General features: G+C 36.2%; 14 protein-coding genes and 1 pseudogene. 5 read left to right on the top strand and 10 right to left on the bottom strand.

Annotated elements, in window-relative coordinates; genetic code table 11:
- Positions 1–106 precede the first annotated feature (106 nt).
- Both M2306_RS03350 and M2306_RS03345 read left to right on the top strand, forming a co-directional pair.
- Complete coding sequence (locus M2306_RS03350; protein ID WP_498882754.1) at positions 107–523, top strand: hypothetical protein; 417 nt, start codon at positions 107–109, stop codon at positions 521–523.
- Complete coding sequence (locus M2306_RS03345; RefSeq protein WP_498882753.1) at positions 480–833, top strand: hypothetical protein; 354 nt, start codon at positions 480–482, stop codon at positions 831–833. The genes M2306_RS03350 and M2306_RS03345 overlap by 44 nt, the downstream gene beginning before the upstream one ends.
- A 96-nt stretch (positions 834–929) precedes the next feature.
- On the opposite strand, the gene nagB is transcribed toward M2306_RS03345, so the two are convergent.
- From nagB to M2306_RS03295, 10 genes and pseudogenes are all read right to left on the bottom strand, one after another.
- Positions 930–1,694 (bottom strand): glucosamine-6-phosphate deaminase, encoded by a 765-nt coding sequence (gene nagB, locus M2306_RS03340; protein ID WP_259187964.1) that lies wholly within the window; start codon positions 1,692–1,694, stop codon positions 930–932.
- 353 nt (positions 1,695–2,047) lie between these two features.
- Positions 2,048–5,044, bottom strand: coding sequence for a protein translocase subunit SecDF (secDF, locus tag M2306_RS03335; protein WP_115090719.1), 2,997 nt, complete (start codon positions 5,042–5,044; stop codon positions 2,048–2,050).
- Between the two features lie 140 nt (positions 5,045–5,184).
- A complete protein-coding gene (locus M2306_RS03330) occupies positions 5,185–6,120 on the bottom strand; it encodes a malate dehydrogenase (RefSeq protein WP_259187963.1) in 936 nt (311 codons plus the stop codon).
- An 82-nt stretch (positions 6,121–6,202) separates the two neighbouring features.
- Positions 6,203–8,144, bottom strand: a pseudogene (gene gyrB, locus M2306_RS03325) (DNA topoisomerase (ATP-hydrolyzing) subunit B).
- A gap of 253 nt (positions 8,145–8,397) precedes the next feature.
- The gene (locus M2306_RS03320) at positions 8,398–8,847 is read right to left on the bottom strand and encodes a hypothetical protein (RefSeq protein ID WP_002985625.1); all 450 of its coding nucleotides are present in this window, start codon (positions 8,845–8,847) and stop codon (positions 8,398–8,400) included.
- A 165-nt stretch (positions 8,848–9,012) separates the two neighbouring features.
- The gene (locus M2306_RS03315) at positions 9,013–10,797 is read right to left on the bottom strand and encodes a TonB-dependent receptor (RefSeq protein WP_498882752.1); all 1,785 of its coding nucleotides are present in this window, start codon (positions 10,795–10,797) and stop codon (positions 9,013–9,015) included.
- 25 nt (positions 10,798–10,822) lie between these two features.
- Positions 10,823–13,846: a tetratricopeptide repeat protein gene (locus M2306_RS03310; protein ID WP_259187961.1), complete on the bottom strand. Its 3,024-nt coding sequence runs from the start codon at positions 13,844–13,846 to the stop codon at positions 10,823–10,825.
- A 322-nt stretch (positions 13,847–14,168) separates the two neighbouring features.
- Positions 14,169–15,437, bottom strand: coding sequence for an acetyl-CoA hydrolase/transferase family protein (locus M2306_RS03305; protein WP_259187960.1), 1,269 nt, complete (start codon positions 15,435–15,437; stop codon positions 14,169–14,171).
- A gap of 116 nt (positions 15,438–15,553) precedes the next feature.
- On the bottom strand, positions 15,554–15,949 hold the full coding sequence (locus M2306_RS03300; RefSeq protein WP_259187959.1) for a DUF3995 domain-containing protein: 396 nt from the start codon (positions 15,947–15,949) through the stop codon (positions 15,554–15,556).
- 58 nt (positions 15,950–16,007) lie between these two features.
- Complete coding sequence (locus M2306_RS03295; protein ID WP_002985637.1) at positions 16,008–16,571, bottom strand: Crp/Fnr family transcriptional regulator; 564 nt, start codon at positions 16,569–16,571, stop codon at positions 16,008–16,010.
- A 166-nt stretch (positions 16,572–16,737) separates the two neighbouring features.
- Between M2306_RS03295 and M2306_RS03290 the strand changes: the two genes are divergently transcribed.
- From M2306_RS03290 to pheT, 3 genes are all read left to right on the top strand, one after another.
- Positions 16,738–18,912 (top strand): endonuclease MutS2, encoded by a 2,175-nt coding sequence (locus tag M2306_RS03290; RefSeq protein WP_002985638.1) that lies wholly within the window; start codon positions 16,738–16,740, stop codon positions 18,910–18,912.
- Positions 18,909–19,325 (top strand): thiol-disulfide oxidoreductase DCC family protein, encoded by a 417-nt coding sequence (locus tag M2306_RS03285; protein WP_115090725.1) that lies wholly within the window; start codon positions 18,909–18,911, stop codon positions 19,323–19,325. Before M2306_RS03290 ends, M2306_RS03285 begins: the two co-directional genes overlap by 4 nt.
- 94 nt (positions 19,326–19,419) lie before the next feature.
- On the top strand, positions 19,420–21,855 hold the full coding sequence (gene pheT / locus M2306_RS03280; protein WP_259187958.1) for a phenylalanine--tRNA ligase subunit beta: 2,436 nt from the start codon (positions 19,420–19,422) through the stop codon (positions 21,853–21,855).
- Positions 21,856–21,946: the final 91 nt, after the last annotated feature.

Below are 21,946 nucleotides of genomic sequence, written 5' to 3'. Positions count from 1 at the left end.
CAAAAAATTCGAGATTCATTACAGTTTTACATGAACTAATTACAGTAAAGCTCTAGAATTACCTAAATTTTACATCTTTGCGTTGTATCTTTTAAACACGCAAGCCATGTCTACAACAGCCAATCTAAATTCTATATGGAATTCCAAAATGCCTCAAAGGCGTTTTTGGAACTTATTTTTATTTTGGAAGTCTCTGCCTAAGAAACAAGCCAAAATACCGACCCCTAAACATATCACCCAAAACTGTAAAGGATTGGAATTGCAGAAAAATAAAATTAAAACCATTCTCTATTCCACTGATTTGGCATTGATTGAAAATAACGATGCAGATGCACTATTAGCCGTATATCCTTTTCCTCCTTCGATACAAATTATCAAAACGCTCATCGAATTTTCGAATAGGCCGGTTATTTGTGGCATTGGTGGCGGAATGACCCAAGGGGAACACGCTATTGAAATAGCGATTCAGGCTCAAAAATATGGTGCAGCAGCGGTTATTGTTAATCAACCTTTTAAAAAATGAAGACATTGCTAAATTGAAACAGCAATTATCAATCCCTATTATTTCGAGTGTATCCACGTTGAATTTTGATTTTGATCAACGCATCCAATCGGGAGTATCTTGTTTTAACGTTACGGGAGGCTCTAATACGGTGGCAATCGTTGAACACTTACAACGCAACTACCCTGATTTTCCTATTATTTCAACTGGAGGCAAAACGTTCGACTCCCTACACTCTATTGTAAATAAGAAAATTAGCGCAGTCATCTTAACTCCTCCATCGAATGCTGAACTTTTTCGCTCGATTATGGATACGTATAGACTGGAATAATGCATCGGAAACTATTTACCACTTACTAACGATAAAAAAAGCCAATCCTCAGGATTGGCTTATCTATATTTTATCACGTTCTTTTTCAGTTAGTTCTTACAGCAAAGCTGCAGCTTTCTGATCTAGAATATACTCAACATGTTCCAGTTGCTGTAAAAAAGTTGCTGGTACTGCAGTCGAAATTTCTCCTTTTAAAGCTTTCTGAATAATTGCGGCTTTACGCTCACTCAACGCTAATAAAAAGATTTGTTTCGCTTGAACGATGGTTTGAATTCCCATGGTAATCGCTTGCGTAGGTACTTTATCAGCTCCTCCGAAGTCATCTGCGGCATCTTCACGTGTAATAGTATCCAATTGTACCAAACGCGTTAAAGACTCCTCTAATGACCCTGGTTCGTTAAATCCGATATGTCCACTGCGACCAATGCCCAATAGCTGCATATCTAACCCACCAAAATCAACAATTTTCTGTTCATATAAATCACAATAGGCTTGTATCGCACTCAATTCTAGCGTTCCATCAGGAATGTGAATCTGATGCGCTGGAATATCAATATGATTAAACAAATTTTGTTTCATAAAGGCAACATAACTTTGTTCCTCTACAGGATGCATCGGATAATATTCATCTAAGTTAAAGGTCACTACATTTTGAAAACTTAGTCCCTCACTTTGATGCAAACGCACCAATTCTCTATATACCCCTTTCGGAGTAGATCCAGTTGCTAATCCCAAAATAGCAAGGTTGCCTTTCTCTTGCTTTGCTTTAATTATTTGCGCAATTTTATCAGCTACGTATGCAGATGCTTCATCTGCATTCGCATATACTTTGATGGCTTGTTGTAAAGAATGTTCTAGCACTTTTTTTCCAATTCATTTGTTTGTATAACTTCCAAAACGAAAAACAACGCCAATCCTACTTGCCTTGCTCTTTCAATTATTCATTGGATCTATACGGTTACTATTAATTCCATTCGCAGGTAAAGAAGAATCTATCATCCTTATTCAACCAACTTTCTTTTTCGTGTATCAAAAATACAACAATTAAAAATAATTAACACATTTTTTTTGCGCAAACCCCTATAAATAGTTACTTCAAGTAGGTTTATAAGTCCAGATATACCCTTTAATTTTCCATTTTTGACGCTTACCTGCAAAAAAAAAACACCCTACTTGATGTAGAGTGTTTTCTTTTTATAGATTGAAGCTAGCTATTATGCTTTTTCAACAGCTAATTCTTCTTGAGCTTCTTGGTGTAATCTTTCGATTTCCTCTTTATCTTTTCTAGGCATTGTATCAACTAATACAGGCGTAGCTAAGAATAGAGATGAATAAGTACCTACAATAATACCAATCAACATAGCAAAGATAAATCCGCGAATTGAATCTCCACCAAAGATGAACATGATTAATAATACAAAGATTAAAGTCAATGATGTATTAATTGTTCTTGATAATGTTGTATTCACTGAATCGTTTACAATCTTATTGAAATCTCCTTTTGTTTTACCAGCGATAAATTCACGTACACGGTCAAATACAATTACAGTATCGTTCATCGAGTAACCAATTACAGTTAAGATTGCTGCAATAAAGTGTTGATCGATTTCCATGTGCCAAGGCATAAATTTGTATGTCAACGAGTAAACCCCTAATACAAAGATTACGTCGTGCGCAACTGATACAATAGCACCTAATGAATACTGCCATTTACGGAATGAAATTACTAAGTAAACGAAGATAGCAGCCATTGAACCTAAAACAGCCCAATATGCGTTTTGTTTTACGTCTTTTGCAACACTTGGTCCGATTTTAGAAGCTTGAATAACTCCGTAAACTTTTCCTTCTGTAGCATTAACGAACTCTTCGTATGTAATATCTTTTGCATAGTAAGGTTTCAATCCTTTGTATAACAATTCGTTTACTTCTTGGTCAACTGTAGCACCTTCTTCTTCTACTTTGTATTTCGTAGTAATTTTCAACTGCTCTTTGTTACCAAAAACTTTAGCCTCAACGTTTACTCCGAATGCTTCTCCTAATTTTTCACTTACATCATTCGCAGAAACTTCTTTGTCAAATTTCACTTGGAACGTTCTACCTCCAACGAAATCCGTTCCTTCATCAAATCCATTGATAAAGAATGAAGCAAAAGAAACAACAACAATTACAGCTGAAAGACCGTACGTTGCTTTCTTCATTTTCAAGAAGTCAAAGTTGAAGTTTGTAAACCAGTTTTTCGTGATATTCGTTGCAAACATTAATGTTCTACCAGCTTTCACATCTCTATCCATAAAGATACGAGCGATGAAAATAGAAGTAAATAATGAAGTAGCGATACCAATTAATAAAGTAGTTGCGAATCCTTTGATAGGTCCTGATCCGAAAGCGAATAAGATAACCCCTGTAAGGATGTGCGTTACGTTAGCATCTACGATTGGACGCATAGCACCATGCCAGCTGTATGATTCTTTGATTGTATCCGCCAAACTCATACCCTTTCGCAAACATTCTTTCGCACGTTCGGAAATAATAATATTCGCATCTACTGCAGTACCCATGGTCAATACGATACCCGCAATACCTGGCAATGTCAATACAGCACCTAAACTTGCTAAAATACCAAACATGAACAATAAGTTAGCTAATAACGCAATATTTGCGTACCAACCAGCTCTACCATAGTAGAATGCCATCCATAACCAAACAACGATTAAACCAGCGATTGCAGATAACATACCTGCATCAATAGCTTGTTGTCCTAATGATGGTCCTACGATTTCAGATTGAACGATATCCGCACCTGCAGGTAATTTACCAGCACGTAAGATATTCGCTAAATCTTTTGCATCAGCAACAGAGAAGTCACCAGAAATAGATGATCTACCACCAGAGATTGCTCCGTTAGTAACACCTGGAGCTGAATACACCACGTTATCTAAAACGATTGCGATATTCGAACGCTCAGCAAATGCTTTTCCTGTTAATTCTTCCCAGATTTTAGCTCCTTTTGGGCTCATTGTCATACCAACAACTGGACGACCAAAGTTATCGTATTCATCTTGTGCACCTGTTACAACACTTCCACTTAAAGGAGGAACTCCTTCGCGGTTTGTTTTCAATGCATATAACTCAACGATATCTGGTGCCTTTTTACTTGGTTTACCCCAAACAAAACGAGCGTATTTTTGATCAGCTGGCAATAAGTTTCTAACGTCTTGACGTTTTAATAAACCATTTACCTTTACTGTATCTTTTGTTTGAACATATCCTAAAATAGGACTTCCTTGCTGTCCACCTCCAACGAATAAGCTGAATAAAGGACCTAATTCTTGCAATTGATCCGTCTCAGTAGAATCAGCTTTGATTCCACCTAATAATGCATCAACATCTGTTTTTGTTGAATCTTGAACTTGTTCAGTTTCTTTTGTTTCAGGTTTAGCCGCTTTATCAGTCGATTTTAAATACTCATTAGCAGAAGCTAAGTAGTTTCCAATTTCTTCAACTTTATACGTTTCCCAAAACTCTAATTGAGCAGTACTCTGTAAAAGATTCTTGATACGATCTACATCTTTTGCACCTGGCAATTCAACTAAAATACGTCCTGTATCACCAAGCATCTGAATATTCGGTTGTGAAACACCAAATTTGTCAATACGCTCTCTGAATACGCGGTACGCACTCTCAATAGATTCTTTTACTTTTTTGTCTAAGATAGCCTTTACTTGGTTATCTGACATACCTACTGTAATCTCACTTAAATTTCTGTTCGCAAAAATATCTCCAGAAGCTAATTTCACGCTACCTTTTGATTCTTTTTCAAAAGCAGCATAAAACGCATCAAGGTAACTTTGATTACCTTGTCTCATTGTCTCAGCCTCTGCCAATGCTTTATTAAAAACAGCATTTTTCGAATTATTCGCTAATCCTTTAAGGATGTCTTTGATTGAGATTTGTAACGTAACGTTAATACCTCCCTCTAAATCCAAACCTTTGTTGATTTGTTTAGCTCTTACTTCATTAAATGTCTGTCCTAAAAAAACTGTTTGATTACCAATAGAGTCTAAATAGTGTAATTCTTTCTCAGAATCCCCGTTAGCAAAAGCTTTCGCTTTGTCCTCATAATGGCCTGTAACAAAGGTGAAAGACAACTGATAAATACTTACCAGAGCAAAAATTATTGCAAAAAATTTAACAAGTCCCTTGTTTTGCATTATTACTAAAAATTAATTAATTATTTTTTTAAAACGAGCAAATATAAAATATGATGCTAGATTAACCAATTCTTTTAGCAAGTTTATCGCTAAAAAAATAAGGATTTCCATTTCTATTTGCCCGACATGTTATAATTATTTTATGAAAGTATATTGTGAAGTTCTTTATTTACCTCCTTAATAGCTTCCGCACTCTTACGAAATTCGTCTTTTTCTTCTTTATTTAAAGTAACGTCAACGATTTTTTCAATTCCGTTTTTTCCGATAATACAAGGAACACCAATAAAAATATTTTGTTCTCCATATTCCCCTTCCAATAAAGTTGAACAAGGTATTAATTTTTTTCTATCGTGCAAGATACTATCTACTAAATATGCAACTGCTGCTCCTGGTGCATACCAAGCGGATGTACCTAAAAGCTTCGTCAATGTTGCTCCACCAACCATCGTTTGTTTTACCACTTCTTGTTGATCGGCTTCTGACAGCAACTGTGTAACAGGAATTCCTTTATACGTTGCTAAACGAATAAGCGGAATCATAGTTGTATCACCATGTCCACCAATCACCATTCCTTCGATATCCGCTACGGGTTTATCTAATTTCTGGCTTAAGAAATACTTGAAACGAGCCGAGTCTAAAGCGCCTCCCATTCCAATAATTCTATTCTTAGCTAAACCTGATATTTTCAAGGCAGCCAAAGCCATAGTATCCATTGGATTGGTCACAATAACAAAAATCGCATTAGGTGAAACAGTCAATGCATTTTCCATCACACTTTTCACAATTGCGGTGTTTGTTCCAATTAATTCTTCACGTGTCATCCCCGGTTTTCTTGGAATTCCGGAAGTAATCACAACAACATCACTGTTCACAGTACGGGCATACTGTTTTGTTACCCCTTTGACTACGGTGTCAAATCCTGAGTTAGCAGCGCATTGCATGATATCCATCGCTTTACCTTCAGCTAATCCTTCAGCAATATCTACGAGTACTACCTCGCTTGCTATTTGCCTAAATGCGATAACCTCGGCGCATGTTGCACCAACGTTACCTGCTCCAATTACAGATACTTTCATAATTAAATGGCTTTTAAAGTTTTCGTTAAACAAAAAAAGGTCAATGCAAATATGCTTGACCTTTTATTTTAGATATTTTTAATTAAGCATCGATTTTCGCGTACGTTGCATTTTTCTCAATAAAGTCTCTACGTGGTGGAACTTCATCCCCCATCAACATTGAGAAAACCAAATCGGCTTCTTTTAAATCGTCAATTCTAACTTGTCTTAAGATACGGTGCTCAGGATTCATTGTAGTTTCCCACAATTGTTCTGCGTTCATCTCTCCAAGACCTTTGTATCGTTGTACACTTGATCCATTCCCCATCTCTTCCATTAAATCGATACGCTCTTCATCGCTCCAAGCATAAACTTTACGCTGTCCTTTTTTCACCATATATAACGGTGGTGTTGCGATAAATACGTGTCCATTCTCAATCAATCCTCTCATATAACGGAAGAAGAAAGTCAAAATAAGCGTTGCAATGTGGCTACCGTCCACGTCGGCATCACACATAATCACTACTTTATGGTAACGCAGTTTTTCAAGATTTAAGGCTTTACTATCTTCTTCTGTTCCAATAGTAACCCCTAAAGCAGTAAAGATATTTTTAATCTCCTCACTTTCGAACACTTTGTGTCCCATTGCTTTTTCAACGTTCAAAATCTTACCACGCAAAGGTAAAATTGCTTGAAAATTACGATCACGTCCTTGTTTGGCAGTTCCACCCGCCGAGTCACCCTCGACAAGGAATACCTCACATTTCTTTGGATCTTGCTCAGAACAATCCGATAATTTACCTGGAAGACCTCCTCCAGTCATTACCGTTTTACGCTGAACCATTTCACGTGCTTTTTTCGCAGCATGTCTAGCTTGTGCAGCTAAAATTACTTTTTGCACGATGATTTTTGCATCATTTGGATTTTCCTCTAAGTAATTCTCCAACATTTCAGCAACAGCCTGACTCACCGGAGAAACAACTTCTCTATTCCCCAATTTAGTTTTTGTCTGACCTTCAAACTGTGGCTCCATTACCTTCACAGAGATAATAGCGGTTAATCCCTCACGGAAATCATCCCCACTAATTTCAAATTTCAACTTATCTAACAATCCAGAAGCATCTGCATACTTTTTCAACGTACGAGTTAATCCCATACGGAAACCTTGTAAATGCGTACCTCCTTCGTGTGTATTAATATTATTCACGTACGAATAGATATTCTCTGAATACGTATCATTATACACTAAAGCAACCTCAACTGGAACATCTCCTTTTTCTGATTCCATCCAGATTACTTCATTGATAATAGGCGTACGGTTTCCATCTAAAAACTTGATAAATTCTTTCAATCCTTCTTTAGAAAAGAAAACCTCACTTTTTTGCTGTCCTTTCTCATCTACTTCACGTGCATCCGTCAAATTGATAGTCAATCCTTTGTTCAAGAAAGCCAACTCACGTAAACGAGACGCTAATGTATCATACGAGTATTCTAATGTTTGTGTAAAGATGGTCGGATCGGGTTTAAACATTACGGTTGTCCCTCTCTTATCCGTTTCACCAATAACTTTTACTGGAAATAAAGCTTTACCTTTTGAATATTCTTGTTCATAGATTTTTCCATCGCGGTAAACAGTCGCTCTCAATAAATCAGATAACGCGTTCACACACGATACTCCTACCCCGTGTAAACCTCCAGATACCTTGTATGAATCTTTATCGAACTTTCCTCCTGCACCAATTTTGGTCATTACTACCTCTAAAGCAGATACTCCTTCTTTTTTGTGAATATCAACGGGAATACCACGACCATTATCTTCAACAGTAATCGAGTTGTCTTCGTTAATAACTACATTAATGGTATCACAATGTCCCGCTAATGCCTCATCAATAGAGTTATCTACTACCTCATATACAAGGTGGGTGTAATCCGCGCACTCCTACATCTCCAATATACATGGAAGGACGCATTCTTACGTGCTCCATTCCTTCTAGTGCCTGAATACTATCGGCTGAATAATTTCCCTTATTTACTTCTTGGCTCATAATAATTTTCTAAAATAAGTAACGTACAAATATAGCTTTTTTTAAACAATTTATCAACTTCTCTTCTCCTTATCTCAACGTTTTTCGTATTTAATTTAAACATTTCTAACAAAAAACGGAAGGTCTCAAATTACAATAATATTCCATCTTTTCACAAAAAAGTTCTACTTTATTTTCAGCTGGATCAATTCAAAATAAAACAGGTGTAAACTTTCGCTTACACCTGTTTTATTTATCAATCTAATTCTTTTTTTTACTCTAAAAAATTAACCGTAAAATCACAATTATTAAAAGAAAATGAATCGTGTAATTTACGTCCCAACAATGCTTTCGCAATGGGTGCATCCATAGAAACACCTAAAACCGATACGTCGTCTACGGATACTTTCGGCAAGGCAGCAGCCAAAAATAAATAAACTGTATTGACTTTTACAATGCTTCCAAACTCTACGATATCTGAGTTTTTATGCTCATCTACGCGCTTGACAACCTCTCTTAGATCAAGGCTCTCTTTAATTTTTTTGGCAATATTTTCTTGCTCTAAATGCATCATAGACAAAGCTGTTTCGTGTTTATCCCCTGCAGAGCTTTTTGCATCTGTTTGGGCATCCACCGCTAAATCTTCGACAATACCTCGGAGGGCATCAATCTTATCATCTAATCGCTGTAAAAATGTAGCCTTTAATTCTTGTTTTAGTGTCATTTCTAATTTCTTAAATACCTTATAGGTTCTGTTTTGCTGTTTGAGCAACAAAAGTAGTCCAATAAACTATGAAAAAAAATTAAAAATTGAGAATAAAACGGCTTTAAACTAAAAAAATATGATTTTTAACAATATTTAAGTCGCAATTATTCTCAAAAATCGAATTTATAAATTAGCTCCACCCATTACCTGTATACCTTGAGATTTGAAGCTTCCCCACTGATTATACGTTTCATTCAACAGGTTATTTCCCTTTAAAAATACGGTCCAATTTTTTGTTGGTCTATACCCTACTTTCAAGTTCAAATCTGCATATCCATCTACTTTTCTCACTGCATCCGCTACATTTCCACCATCTAGTGAAAAATCGTGGTTAACAAACATGTCTTTTCGCTCTCCAACATACTGTAAATCCATTCCTGCAAACCATTGTTCTGTAAAGTTAATCAAGGCATCTGCACCAACTCTTATTTTAGGTAATCCCCAAGCTTCTGCTGTATTTGTGTCATAGTGGTTGTATTCTCCATGAACACCTAATAGCAAGGTATTATCAATATCAAAACGCAATTCCCCAAACAAACGAAACGTTTCTACCTCAGCATAGGCTACATTAAAAGCATTGCCGTATAAATACCCTAAACGTTTTGTATTTGATGAATAAGGAGTAGAAACAAATAATGCTTTGTCATTTTCCTTTAAATAAGAAGCTTTAATATTATACGAGATGGTATGATCTAATTTTCCTTTCATCCCCACGTGAAAATCATAGGTCTTATCTGTTGGCAACAGCATCGCTTCTGGTGATACAAATGGATTTTGATCAACGAAATCTTTAAATGAATTTTGCGTCAAACGACCATCAATCCCAGCATAAGCAATTACAATATTCGGCACTAAGTTATAAGAAGCCTTTACTTGTGGGTAAAATTTAAAACTATTATCTGAACTACCTCCTACTTTACCATTGTTGTAGTATAAACCTACCCCTAATTGCACGAAGTAATCATCTCCTTTCAAAACAACACTAGGCTCTGCACCGAAATTAAAATGCTTATCACTTAATTTTTGTGTCGCAATAGCAGTATTAGCATAATCCCAACCTTGGTCCGTTAAAAAGGTTTGTTTTCTATAATCTGAACTCACATAATCCACTACCAAGTTCAACTTACCAATAATTCCTTCATCAAATGCCGTTTCCACTCTTGGTTTGAATACAAAGCGATTTTCAGCACGATCAAAATCATCACTAAAGTTGTTGTAATACACATCCACGCCTTTGATTGGTAAATCTTCAAAAGATACAGATCCATCAAAATAGAACGATTTATACTTTTGTTTTGGATTGATGCTAACTATGGTACTCTGAGGAATCAGGTCGCCCATTTCCTCTTGAGGTAAACCATACCAGTTCAATGTTTGATAAGAACCTCCTACCTCTGTGTTCCATCCTATTTTCTTTTTCTGTCCAGAAAAATTAATACCTGCTTTCGTTTTAGAAAAATCATCATCTAACAACAAGTTCTTAATTCCCCCTTGAGAAGAAAAGTGGTTCACGAATCCAGCAATATAACTATCCGGATCGATTTGGCCACTCAAAAACAATTCCCCATTGATATTCGTATAATTACCAATAGCAAATAAGGCATAGTTATCAAAACGCTCTAAATTGCGCTTTGCCTCTACTTTTGCTGCTTCTCCTTTTGTAGGTACAAAGGTAGACGCTACCGGAAAGGAAGTAATTGTATAAACAACCTCTTTCTTTTTCCCTTTAACATCTTCATCTAAATTAGGCATTTCTCTCACTTTGAATGCCTCCGAAACAGTTGCATCATAACGTCTTACTACGTCCACAACTTCTGTTCCTAAATCACTTTTATTTTTATCTTGAGCAACCGCTGCACCAACGAACAATACACTTGATACAAAGGTTAATATTTTTATCTGCTTCATAATTACTTTCTAATTCGATTAAACCTTACTGTACTACAGATGAATTGCTTTTCGCTTCTTGGCCCTTAATGGTGTTCAATTCTTGTTGTGCCTCTGCAACAACATCCGAAAATTCTCCAAAATTCTTAATTACGCTATCCAAGATATACGTCGCTTGATACGCATCTTTTAAGCTATAGAAATTTTTCGCCATCAATACCAATCCTTTTGCCCCGTAATACTTATAGGTTGAATAGTCTTTTGCTAATTTTTGAACACTCTCATTAGAAGCATCGAACTTGCTGTCCATACGCTTAAAGAACGCATCATAATACAAGGCCTCAGCCGCTAATTCCCCTTTGGCAATTTTAGCTACATCTGCATATCCTTTTTTCGCCTTGTCGTATTGTTTATTTGCAAAAGCCGTTCTCGCAATAATAATTTGCGCATCACTCTTAACCTTATCGTCTATTTTAGCCATTTTCAATACCTGCTCAGCATAATCTAAAGCGTTGGTATAATCTTCTTCTTGATAATACAGTTTCATCAAATTCGACTTCGCAAAAACTTTATTTTGTTCTTGAGCAGCCTCATTTTCCAATCGACTCAACATCAATAACGCCTGATCGGTATCTTTATCTTTCAAGTACATTTCAGCCAAACGCGATAAACTCACCTCCACATATTCATTTTTGTTGCCTTCAACAACTGCTAAATAATGAGTTTGTGCTTTTTTCGGATTATTAGCCGCAAAATACATTTGTCCTAAATAAAAATGAGCTTGTAACGCTTTTAATCCTTTTGGATATGCAGCTAAATATTTCTCAAAACCAGCAATTGCAGCTTGCGTATTATTCTGCATATACTGTTTCTCCGCAGACTCATACGTATCCTTATCTAACTCCAAGTCACTTACACTTACAAATGACAAGCCTTTAACCCAAGCCCCATATTCATCTACCTTTCCTTGATCTACATAAACCAATCGAGCATTTTGTACCGCTTCAATCGCTTCTGCACTAGTCGGGTATTTTGCGACAACCTCTTTAAATTTAACCAATGCCTCATCTGGTCTATTCGCGTTGTAGTGAATTAAACCTTGACGCAATAAAGCCTTAGAAGCATAAGAACTCTTCGGGAAATTTTTCAATAATTGATCAAAAATAGGCGTTGCTTTTTGTGGTTGTTGCATCACAACATACGTCATTCCTAATTCATATAAAGCGTTATCCGCTAAACTTGATTTCGGATAATCTTTAGTAAAAGCAATTAAATCATCTGCTTTTTTCTGTAAACGATCTACGAATCCATAAGCCAATGCTTTTTGAAAACGCGCATACTCGACATCTACCTTATTAGCCTCAATCACTTTATTGTATGACTCCATAGCAGCCCAATAACTTCCCTCAACAAATTGACTATCCCCTAAACGAAGATAAGCATCAACACGTCTTGCCTCGTCTTTTGGCGCTGTTGCTATAAAGCTTTGAAACTGCTTTGCTGCATTGCTATAATCCTTCTGCTTGAAGTACGTATACCCTAAACCGTAGTTTACATTTTTGTATTCGTTGGTGTTTTTAGCTTGTGGGCTACCTAAGAAGCTCACATAAGAGGAAATCGCTTCCGAAAACTTATTCAACGCATAATTAGATTCTGCTTGCCAATAATAAGCACGAGCGGTGAATGCTCCATCTTGACGTTCTACTAAAGATTTAGTAAACATAGCTAAAGCCTCGTCATACTTTCCTTCAGCAAACAATTCTAATCCGCGATAAAACGTTACCTTTTGGTAGGCTTCTTTATTTGCTGTTGTTTTGTTCTTCTCTAAAAGCACTAAAGCTTCTGAAAAGTTTTTAGAAGTAATATACGAATCGATTAACAACCCTTCCATCTCCTCTTTATAAGGTGAAGTTGGGTATTTCTCCATGAATCCGCTGATTACTTTTGGTGCACTTTGGTAAGCATTTCCAATATCATAGCTCAACTTCCCGTAATTCAAATAAGCATCTTCTTGAATACTGGCATCGAAACGCATCTCCGAAGCATTTTTAAATGCATTCAAAGCCTGTGTTTTTTTATGTGTATGTAAATAGCTTTCCCCTAAGTGGTAGTATGCATTTTGAGCAATAGCATTATCTCCATCGATAATTTTATTGAATTGCTCAATTGCTTTTTCATAGTCTTTCGACTTGTAATAAGCGTATCCTAATTGATAGTAATCCGTATTATTCCACTTGCCGTTTTTCCCTTTATACTCTAATAAATAAGGAAGGGCTTTGTCATATTGTTTGAGGTTAAAGTAACTCTCTCCAATAATCTTTGAAAGTTCTGATTTTTCTTGTGGATTGGATTTATTGATCTGCGATAAACCATCTGTAATCGCTTGCTCAAAATTTCCTGTTTTGAAATTCATATCCGCTTGAAAGTACCCCATTTTCTCTTTGTACTTTTCCTTGCTTTCTACTTTTTCAAACAGCTTTTTCGCATCGTCAAAATTATCGGTATCGTAAGCGATATACCCTAAATAATAGGTTGCTTGCTCACTCCATTCGCCGTTTGGACTTACTTTTTCTAAGTATTTCTTTGCCTCTTTTCTGTTCTTCATGTAAAAAGAACTATATCCTTTTTCAAAGAAGAATCGATCAGCTACTTTTTCTGTTTCAATTACATGGTCTTTTACTTTAGCTGCATAATGAGCCGCCTTTGCAAATTGACCTCTAGTGAAATAGTAGTCTGTTGCTTCGATATACGCAATATTCTGCTTGGAACTCGTTGGATAATTGGCAACAAAATCATCAATTTTGTTTTCCGCACCACTTTGATCCAATCGAATAGCACAATTCGCGATATAATACGCACAATCCGCTTCTATTTCTTTATTCTCTGAACTATTTTCTTTCTTTATTTTATCAAACAATAGTTGGGCTGCTAAATACTCTTGTTCATTATACAGCGCTACTGCATGATTAAACGTTGCATAAGGACCTGTATATACAGCTGTTTGCTGTGCATAAAGGCTCATACTACCCACTAGTGCAGCTATACAAGCCAACCTATTAATTCTACGCATTGATTTTCTATTTATTTTAGTGTCAAATATAACGATTTATACCCTTTTTAAACAGTATACCTTTATATTTTATTGTACAAAAAACCAACTTAATCTTAAAATTATGGGTTAAAATCTAAAGAAAATATTTTTCACTTTCCATTTATCCTTTTACAAATCCCTCAAAACCAACACAAACCCAAGTACAACCATAAAAAAAGGAGCGAATGGTTATTCGCTCCTTCTATTCTATCTCTATATTTCCTTCTATATAGACAAATGACCATTTGCCTCTTAGCAGGATGATATGCTATTTTTAGTTCCAGGTGAATCTTATTCGGCCTTACGATTTCAAATTATCGAAATACGCTTTCAAAATTTCTTCTCTAAAGTCTGGATGGGCAATTTCAGCCATGGCTGCTACCCTTTGTTTGAGTGTTTTACCGTACAAATCAGCTACTCCATATTCCGTAACGATATATTGTGCGTGTGCACGTGTTGTAACAACTCCAGCGCCTTGACGCAAGAAGGGAACAATTCGATTATGCCCTTGGTTACTCGTAGAAGCTAAAGCAATAATTGCTTTTCCACCTTCACTCAAAGAAGCCCCGCGAACAAAATCCATTTGCCCTCCTACTCCAGAATACATGCGATGTCCAATAGAGTCCGCACAAATTTGCCCTGTTAAATCCACCTCAATAGCAGAGTTAATTGCCACTACTTTTGGATTCTTGCGAATAATTGCGGTATCGTTTACATAGCTCGATTCTTTCAGTACTATAAAGGGGTTATTATCGACAAAATCGTAGAGTTTCTTAGAACCAATTAAGAAAGTAGCTAACGCCCTTCCTTTGGCAATTTTCTTTTTCGAGCAATCAATCACCCCATTTTGGATTAAATCAATCACCCCGTCCGAAAACATTTCTGTATGTAGTCCTAAATTTTTATGGTTATTCAATTGAGCCAAAACAGCATTGGGAATAGACCCAATCCCCATTTGAAGGGTACTCTCATCTTCAATTAAATTAGCCACAAATTTTCCAATTGTCGCTTCTTTTTCTGTAATAACAACTTCTTTAGCCGCATAAATTGGACAATCATAATCCACAGCTAAATCAATTTTTGAGCTATGCAATACACTATCACCAAATGTACGTGGCATTTGTGGGTTAATTTGCGCAATAACCACTCTCGCTCTCTCCATTGCTGCCACACAAGCTTCTACAGATACCCCAAGCGAACAAAATCCATGTTCATCTGGTGGAGAAACTTGAATTAAAACAACGTCTACTTTTAGCACGCCTTTTCTAAACAACATAGGAACTTCACTTAAAAAAACTGGGGTATACGATCCGTTACCCGCTGCTAATGTATGGCGTACGTTTTTACCAATGAAGAACGAATTGACGTGAAAGCTTCCTGACAACGCAGGATCTGCATAAAGCGCTTCTCCTTCTGTGTGAATATGACAAAATTCAACATTGCGCAATTCACCAGCTCGATCACTAATCGCTTTGGTTAAGACATTTGGGGTTGCAGCCGCCGCATGGACATAAATTCGATCTCCAGATTGTACAACTTTAGCAGCTTCTTGAGCAGATACATATTTCATAGATTCAGTTTTTCTTATCAGGTTAATTTTTAGCTTTTTAATTCCGAATACAAATTACTGCTTTTTAACAAAGAAAAGAACTGATATTCATCATATCTACCAAAAAACTCCAACTATTACCAAAAAAACAAGAAAAAATGACTAAAACTCAAATATATACAAATTGGAATAAAAACGGTTGCATCTTTCTGAGCAAAAGGAGTATTTTTCACTTTTTTACCAAGTCCAACATACTTAAAATCTCCAATAACACGCAATCCGAACAAGAGGCCAATCCAAAAATACGCCCATTGGCCAATCGCTAAAAAACCTAAATTTAGTATTGCTGCTGCAAACAAGCAACAAGCCACAAATAAAGTCCCACCTTTTCTAGGTTGAAAAATAGGCTCTCCTGTGGTTGTACTAGGAATAGCAAATTGCGTTCCCCAAAGACCGCCGAATACCCAAAACAGGTGTATTCCTCCTAATAAAAGAAAGATTATTGCATTTATCCCTTGAATACCTTCTATCATCACGTTTCGTTTATTATGAACTACAAAACTACTGTATCAGCAAAAAAGGCACATTCACTTAAGTTAACTCTTCGTTTTTATTGATGCGTTTTTTTAATCGAGAGAGCGATTGCGGTTGAATGCCGATATAGCTGGCAATATGTTTCTGCGCCACTACATCCAAAATTTCAGGCTGTTTCATCAGCAAATAGGTATAACGCTGCTCAATGGTGTAAAAAAGTAAAAAGTCGATGCGCTCTTTTGCGGATAAGAAAATAGCATCCGACATTAATCTTCCTATTTTTTGCCAATAAAAAGAGGATTCATATAGCTCAAACAACTCTTTTTTTCGAATGAGCAAAACTTTCGTATCCACAAGAGCTTCGATCTCCATGGTAGAAACTTGTCCAGAAAGCAACCCTTCATAATGCGTAAAAATATCGTGTGTTAAAGAAAAGGAAAACGAAATATCTTTTCCTTCTGCATCGAGATAAAACATACGCAAGGCCCCTTCCTCTACTCGACCTACATATTCACATACCTCGCCAATACGCAGAAGAGATTCCCCTTTTTTGAATTCTCTTTCCACCACAACATCGTGCAATGCTTCTAAAATCTCATCTACCCAAACCGTATTTTTCATCTGTTTTCTTTTACTGCTATCTCCGCTTTATTTCTTGCCTATCAAAGGTAAACCATTCTATTCCATTCCCATCTTTGCCTAGCGAATTACCGCGTATCTTTATCGCTCTTCTCTCTTTTTTTACATAAATAAGTAGTATTTTTGCTAGATAATCTCATTGTAACACATGACATCGATTAATACAAAGACTTTACAAGATTTAGAATTTAATACCGTTTTAACTTTCGTTTCCAATCTCTGTGTGACAGAAAGCGGAAAGGAACTGGCCATGGAGATTGTTCCGTACAAAACAAAAGAACAAACTTTACATGCCCTCCAACAAACCTCAGAATATTTAGCTTCTTTTACCAACAACAACGTTATTCCCAATCATTATTTTGAAGGGATTGACTATGAACTAAAATTCTTAGGCATTGAAGACAGCTTCCTAGAAGTAAGTAGTTTTAAAAAGATATATAACCTAACAGAGACAACGAGTAATTTAATCACCTATTTCAAAAAATTCAGTGATTATTATCCTTATCTCTCTTCAGATACCGCTACCCTAACCTTAGAAAAGAGCATTTTAAAAGAAATTGAAAATGTACTGGATAAATATGGGGAGATTAAAGACAATGCTTCGGTAGATTTATTATCGATTCGCAAGAGCATTAATTTGGTTCGCGGTAAGATTAACCAGAGTTTTGGTTATGCCTTATCTCAATACAACAGCGCGGGATATCTTGATGATATTCGAGAAACTATTGTAGATAACCGACGTGTATTAGCGGTAATAGCTATGCACCGTCGAAAAGTTAAGGGAAGTGTTTTAGGGCAGTCCAAAACGGGAAGTATCATTTATATTGAACCAGAAGCGACCTTGCATTTTTCGAGAGAGCTCAACAATTTAGAATACGAAGAACGAGAAGAAATCGTTCGCATTTTAAAAACGCTAACCAACAGTATTCGTCCATTCAGAACGTTATTATTGGAGTATACCCAATATTTGAGTTTACTTGACATTACCGCAGGAAAGGCAAAATATGCACTAAAGATCAATGGCTTACTCCCTGAAATACGCGAAGAAAAGAGTCTGTATTTCAGAGAAGCCTACCATCCTATTTTGTGGTTAAACAACAAAGAAAAGAGAAAGGTTACGCATCCACAGACGATTCAATTGGAACAAGACAGTCGAATCATTGTGATTTCAGGACCAAATGCAGGAGGAAAAAGTATCACGTTAAAAACCGTTGGATTACTACAGCTGATGTTGCAATCGGGATTATTAATTCCGGTACACGAACGCAGTCATACATTTTTATTTGATCGCATCTTAACGGATATTGGTGATAATCAATCGATTGAAAATCATTTAAGCACTTATAGCTATCGATTAAAAAATATGAATTATTTTTTGAAGAAATGTAATTCAAATACCTTATTTTTAATAGATGAATTCGGAACAGGATCTGATCCAGAATTAGGAGGTGCATTAGCCGAAGTTTTCTTAGAAGAATTCTATGATCGAGAGGCTTATGGTATCATTACCACCCACTATACGAATTTAAAAATCTTAGCAGATCAATTACCTGATGCTACCAATGCTAATATGCTTTTTGACGAAAAGTCGTTAGAACCCCTGTACAAATTGAATATCGGTCAAGCAGGTAGTTCCTTTACTTTTGAAGTCGCACAAAAGAATGGTATTCCTTTTAGTTTAATCAACCGAGCAAAGAAGAAAGTAGAAACGGAAAAAGTTCGCTTCGACAAAACCATTGCCAATTTACAGAAGGAAAGACACAAACTGGAACGCACCTCTCAAAACCTAAAAGAAGAAGAAACAAAGGCAAGAGAAGAAAGCAAAAAATTAGAGGGCATCAATGCAAAAGTTCAAGATAAGCTAGAGCGTTACCAAGAATTATATGATTCCAACCAACGTTTGGTTTATCTGGGTCAGAAATTAGATGACTTATCCGAAAAATACTTCAACAACAAGAGTAAAAAGACCCTATTTAGTGAATTGCTCAAAGTAGTTGAAATTGAAAACTCCAAGCGCAAAAAAGTTACCCTTCAGGAGAAAAAGAAAAAAGAGACGGAACAAAAAGCTTTACTCCAAGAAGTAGAGAAAAAAGTAGAAGTTATTCGCAAGGAGAAGAAAGAGAAAAAAGAGATTCAAAAACAGCAAGAAGAGAGCAATAAGACGAAATTTCCACTTAAAGTTGGTGATCGCGTTAGAATGCTTGAAGGAAGAGCTGTTGGAACGATTGACAGTATTGAAAAGAAAACCGCTACGGTGAATTATGGTTTCTTTACGTCAAAAGTAAACATAGATCAACTTGAAATGGTAGAGCGTAAAAAATGATAGAAGAACTCCCTAAAAACAAAAAAATTGTTCTTTTTGACGGCGTATGCAACCTATGTGACAATGTAGTCAAAAAGGTGATTGCCGCAGATCGACAAGATCAATTCCGATTTACCTCATTGGATTCGGAATTGGGACAAAAAATTCTACAGCAAATTGGTGTAGATCGCGCACAAACAGACAGTATTGTACTATACATACCTGGAGAAGCTTATTACGTCAAGTCACAAGCTGCATTGATGATTGCCAAATATCTTGGTGGTTGGCATTCGCTATTGACAATTTTTCTGATTTTACCTACCAAATTAGCCGATTCGCTTTATGATTATATAGCAAAAAATCGCTACAAATGGTACGGGAAAAAAGATCAATGTATGATTCCCAGTGAGTCAATCCGAAAAAAGTTCTTATAATAATACGAACTTTAGATTTTAAATATTAACACCAAATTTATTTCACTTAAACTAAGGCAATCCGTATATTTGCCTACAATAAAATTATTTTCGAATGCATATTTCATACAATTGGTTAAAGCAATTCATTAAGTTAGACATCACGCCAGAAGAAACATCAGAAATTCTTACGGATTTAGGTCTTGAGGTTGAGGGAATTACTCAATATGAAAGCTTAAAAGGAGGTTTAAGAGGAGTTGTTGTAGGACATGTATTATCTTGCAGTAAACACCCCAATGCAGATAAACTAAATGTTACAAAAGTTGATTTAGGAACGGGGGAACCTGTACAAATCGTTTGTGGTGCTCCAAACGTAGCTGCTGGACAGAAAGTACCAGTTGCAACTATTGGCACAGAGTTGTACGATGCTGAAGGAAATGCATTTCAAATTAAAAAAGGTAAAATCAGAGGAGAAGATAGCTTCGGGATGATTTGTTCTGCTGTTGAATTAGGCATCGGAACAGATGGAAGTGGAATCTTAGTTTTAGATGAGTCTATTGCTCCTGGAACTCCTGCTGCTACAATCTTCAATATTACAACGGATCAAGTTTTTGAAATCGGACTTACACCAAACCGTTCTGATGCAATGAGCCACTGGGGCGTTGCTAGAGATTTGCGTGCAGGTCTTTTACAAAATCCAAAAATAGAAACTCCACACAAAGAATTAATTACACCTGCTGTAAGTAAATTCAAAGTAGAGCGCAGAACCCTTAAAATGGATGTAATCGTTGATGATTACAAAAAAGCACCACGCTATTGTGGGGTTACCATTTCTGGAATTGAAGTAAAATCTTCTCCAGAATGGTTACAAAATCGCTTAAAAGCCATTGGTATTACACCTAAAAACAACATTGTAGACGTAACAAACTACGTATTACACGACTTAGGACAGCCCTTACATGCTTTTGACGCAGCTAAAATCAAAGGAAGTAAAGTTATTGTAAAAACAGTGGCTGAAGGAACGAAATTCGTTACTTTAGACGGAGTAGAACGCACCTTACATCAAGATGATTTGATGATTTGTGACGAAAATGGACCAATGTGTATCGCTGGTGTGTTTGGTGGATTAAAATCTGCCGTTTCAGAAAACACAACAACTATCTTCTTAGAAAGTGCATACTTCAACCCAGTTAGCGTTAGAAAAACAGCAAAAAGACATAGTTTAAATACTGATTCATCTTTCCGTTTTGAAAGAGGAATTGATCCATCTATTACGGAATACGCATTAAAACATGCGGCTCTATTAATTCAAAGTGTAGCTGGTGGTGAAATTACATCGGATATCGTTGACTTATACCCTAAGAGAGTAGAAGATCATTCGGTATTCTTGAATTTCAATAACATCAACCGCATCTTAGGAGAAGATATCTCTAAAGAAACAATCAAAACGATTTTAGTTTCGCTAGATATCAAAGTACACAGCATGTCTGATGTTGGATTGGGAATTACCGTTCCTGCTTATCGCGCAGATGTAACGAGAGAAATTGACGTTATTGAGGAAATCCTACGTGTGTATGGATACAACAACATTAGCTTCTCTTCAAAATTAAACGCAACAATCTCAAATAGTTCAAGAACAGAAGATCACCGCGTTCAAAATATCATCGCAAATCAATTGGTTGCTCAAGGATTCCACGAAATCATGAACAATTCATTGACTACGCCAGAGTATAGTAATCTAACAGAAAGTATCAACAAGAGCTATCAAGTAGATATCGTAAACCCATTAAGTACAGATCTATCTGTAATGAGACAATCTTTATTGTTTGGTGGTTTAGAGTCTATTTCTTACAATATCAATAGAAAAAACAGCGATTTACGTTTATTCGAATTTGGTAAAACCTACCACAAGATGTTGAACAACTTCGAAGAGAATAAACACTTCGCTCTATTTGTAACGGGTAATAGTACTCCAGCTTCGTGGAACTCTCAACAAAAACCAAGCGACTTCTTCGAATTCAAAGGATATATCTTGAGTATCTTAAGTCGATTAGGCTTAACGAAGTTCACAACGCAACCGACAGAAAATGACGCGTTCTCAGAAGGGATTACTTATTTTGTAGGTAAAGAGGCGATTGTTGACTTTGGAGTCCTTAAAAAGGCCATAACAAAGCAATTTGACATCAAACAAGAGGTTAGCTACGCTGATTTTAAATGGGATGCAATCTTAAAATTAGTAAGCAGCAAAATCAAATTTACCGATTTGAATAAATTCCCAACGGTAAAAAGAGATTACGCTTTACTATTGGATGAAAAAGTAACCTTCGATGAAATCTTCAATATCGTTAAACAAGTAGATAAAGCCATCATTAAAGATGTTACGTTATTTGACGTTTACCAAGGCGATAAAATTGAAGACGGTAAGAAATCCTATGCGATTTCAATCTTAATGGAAGACAGTACTAAAACACTTACTGAAAGCCAGATTGAGAAGATTATGGGTAAAATCCAATACCAATTAGAAAATAATATAGGAGCTCAATTGAGATAATAAAAAAAGCGGTCATATGACCGCTTTTTTTTTGTTTACAGTTGACTGTACACTGTTAACCGTAAACAAAAAAAGCCACATCTTTGATGTG

Origin of the sequence: Myroides gitamensis (assembly GCF_029894455.1) — a bacterium.
Classification (GTDB): domain Bacteria; phylum Bacteroidota; class Bacteroidia; order Flavobacteriales; family Flavobacteriaceae; genus Flavobacterium; species Flavobacterium odoratum.
The sequence above is the reverse complement of the archived record's forward strand: the minus strand, read 5'-3'. Positions and strand labels throughout refer to the sequence as shown.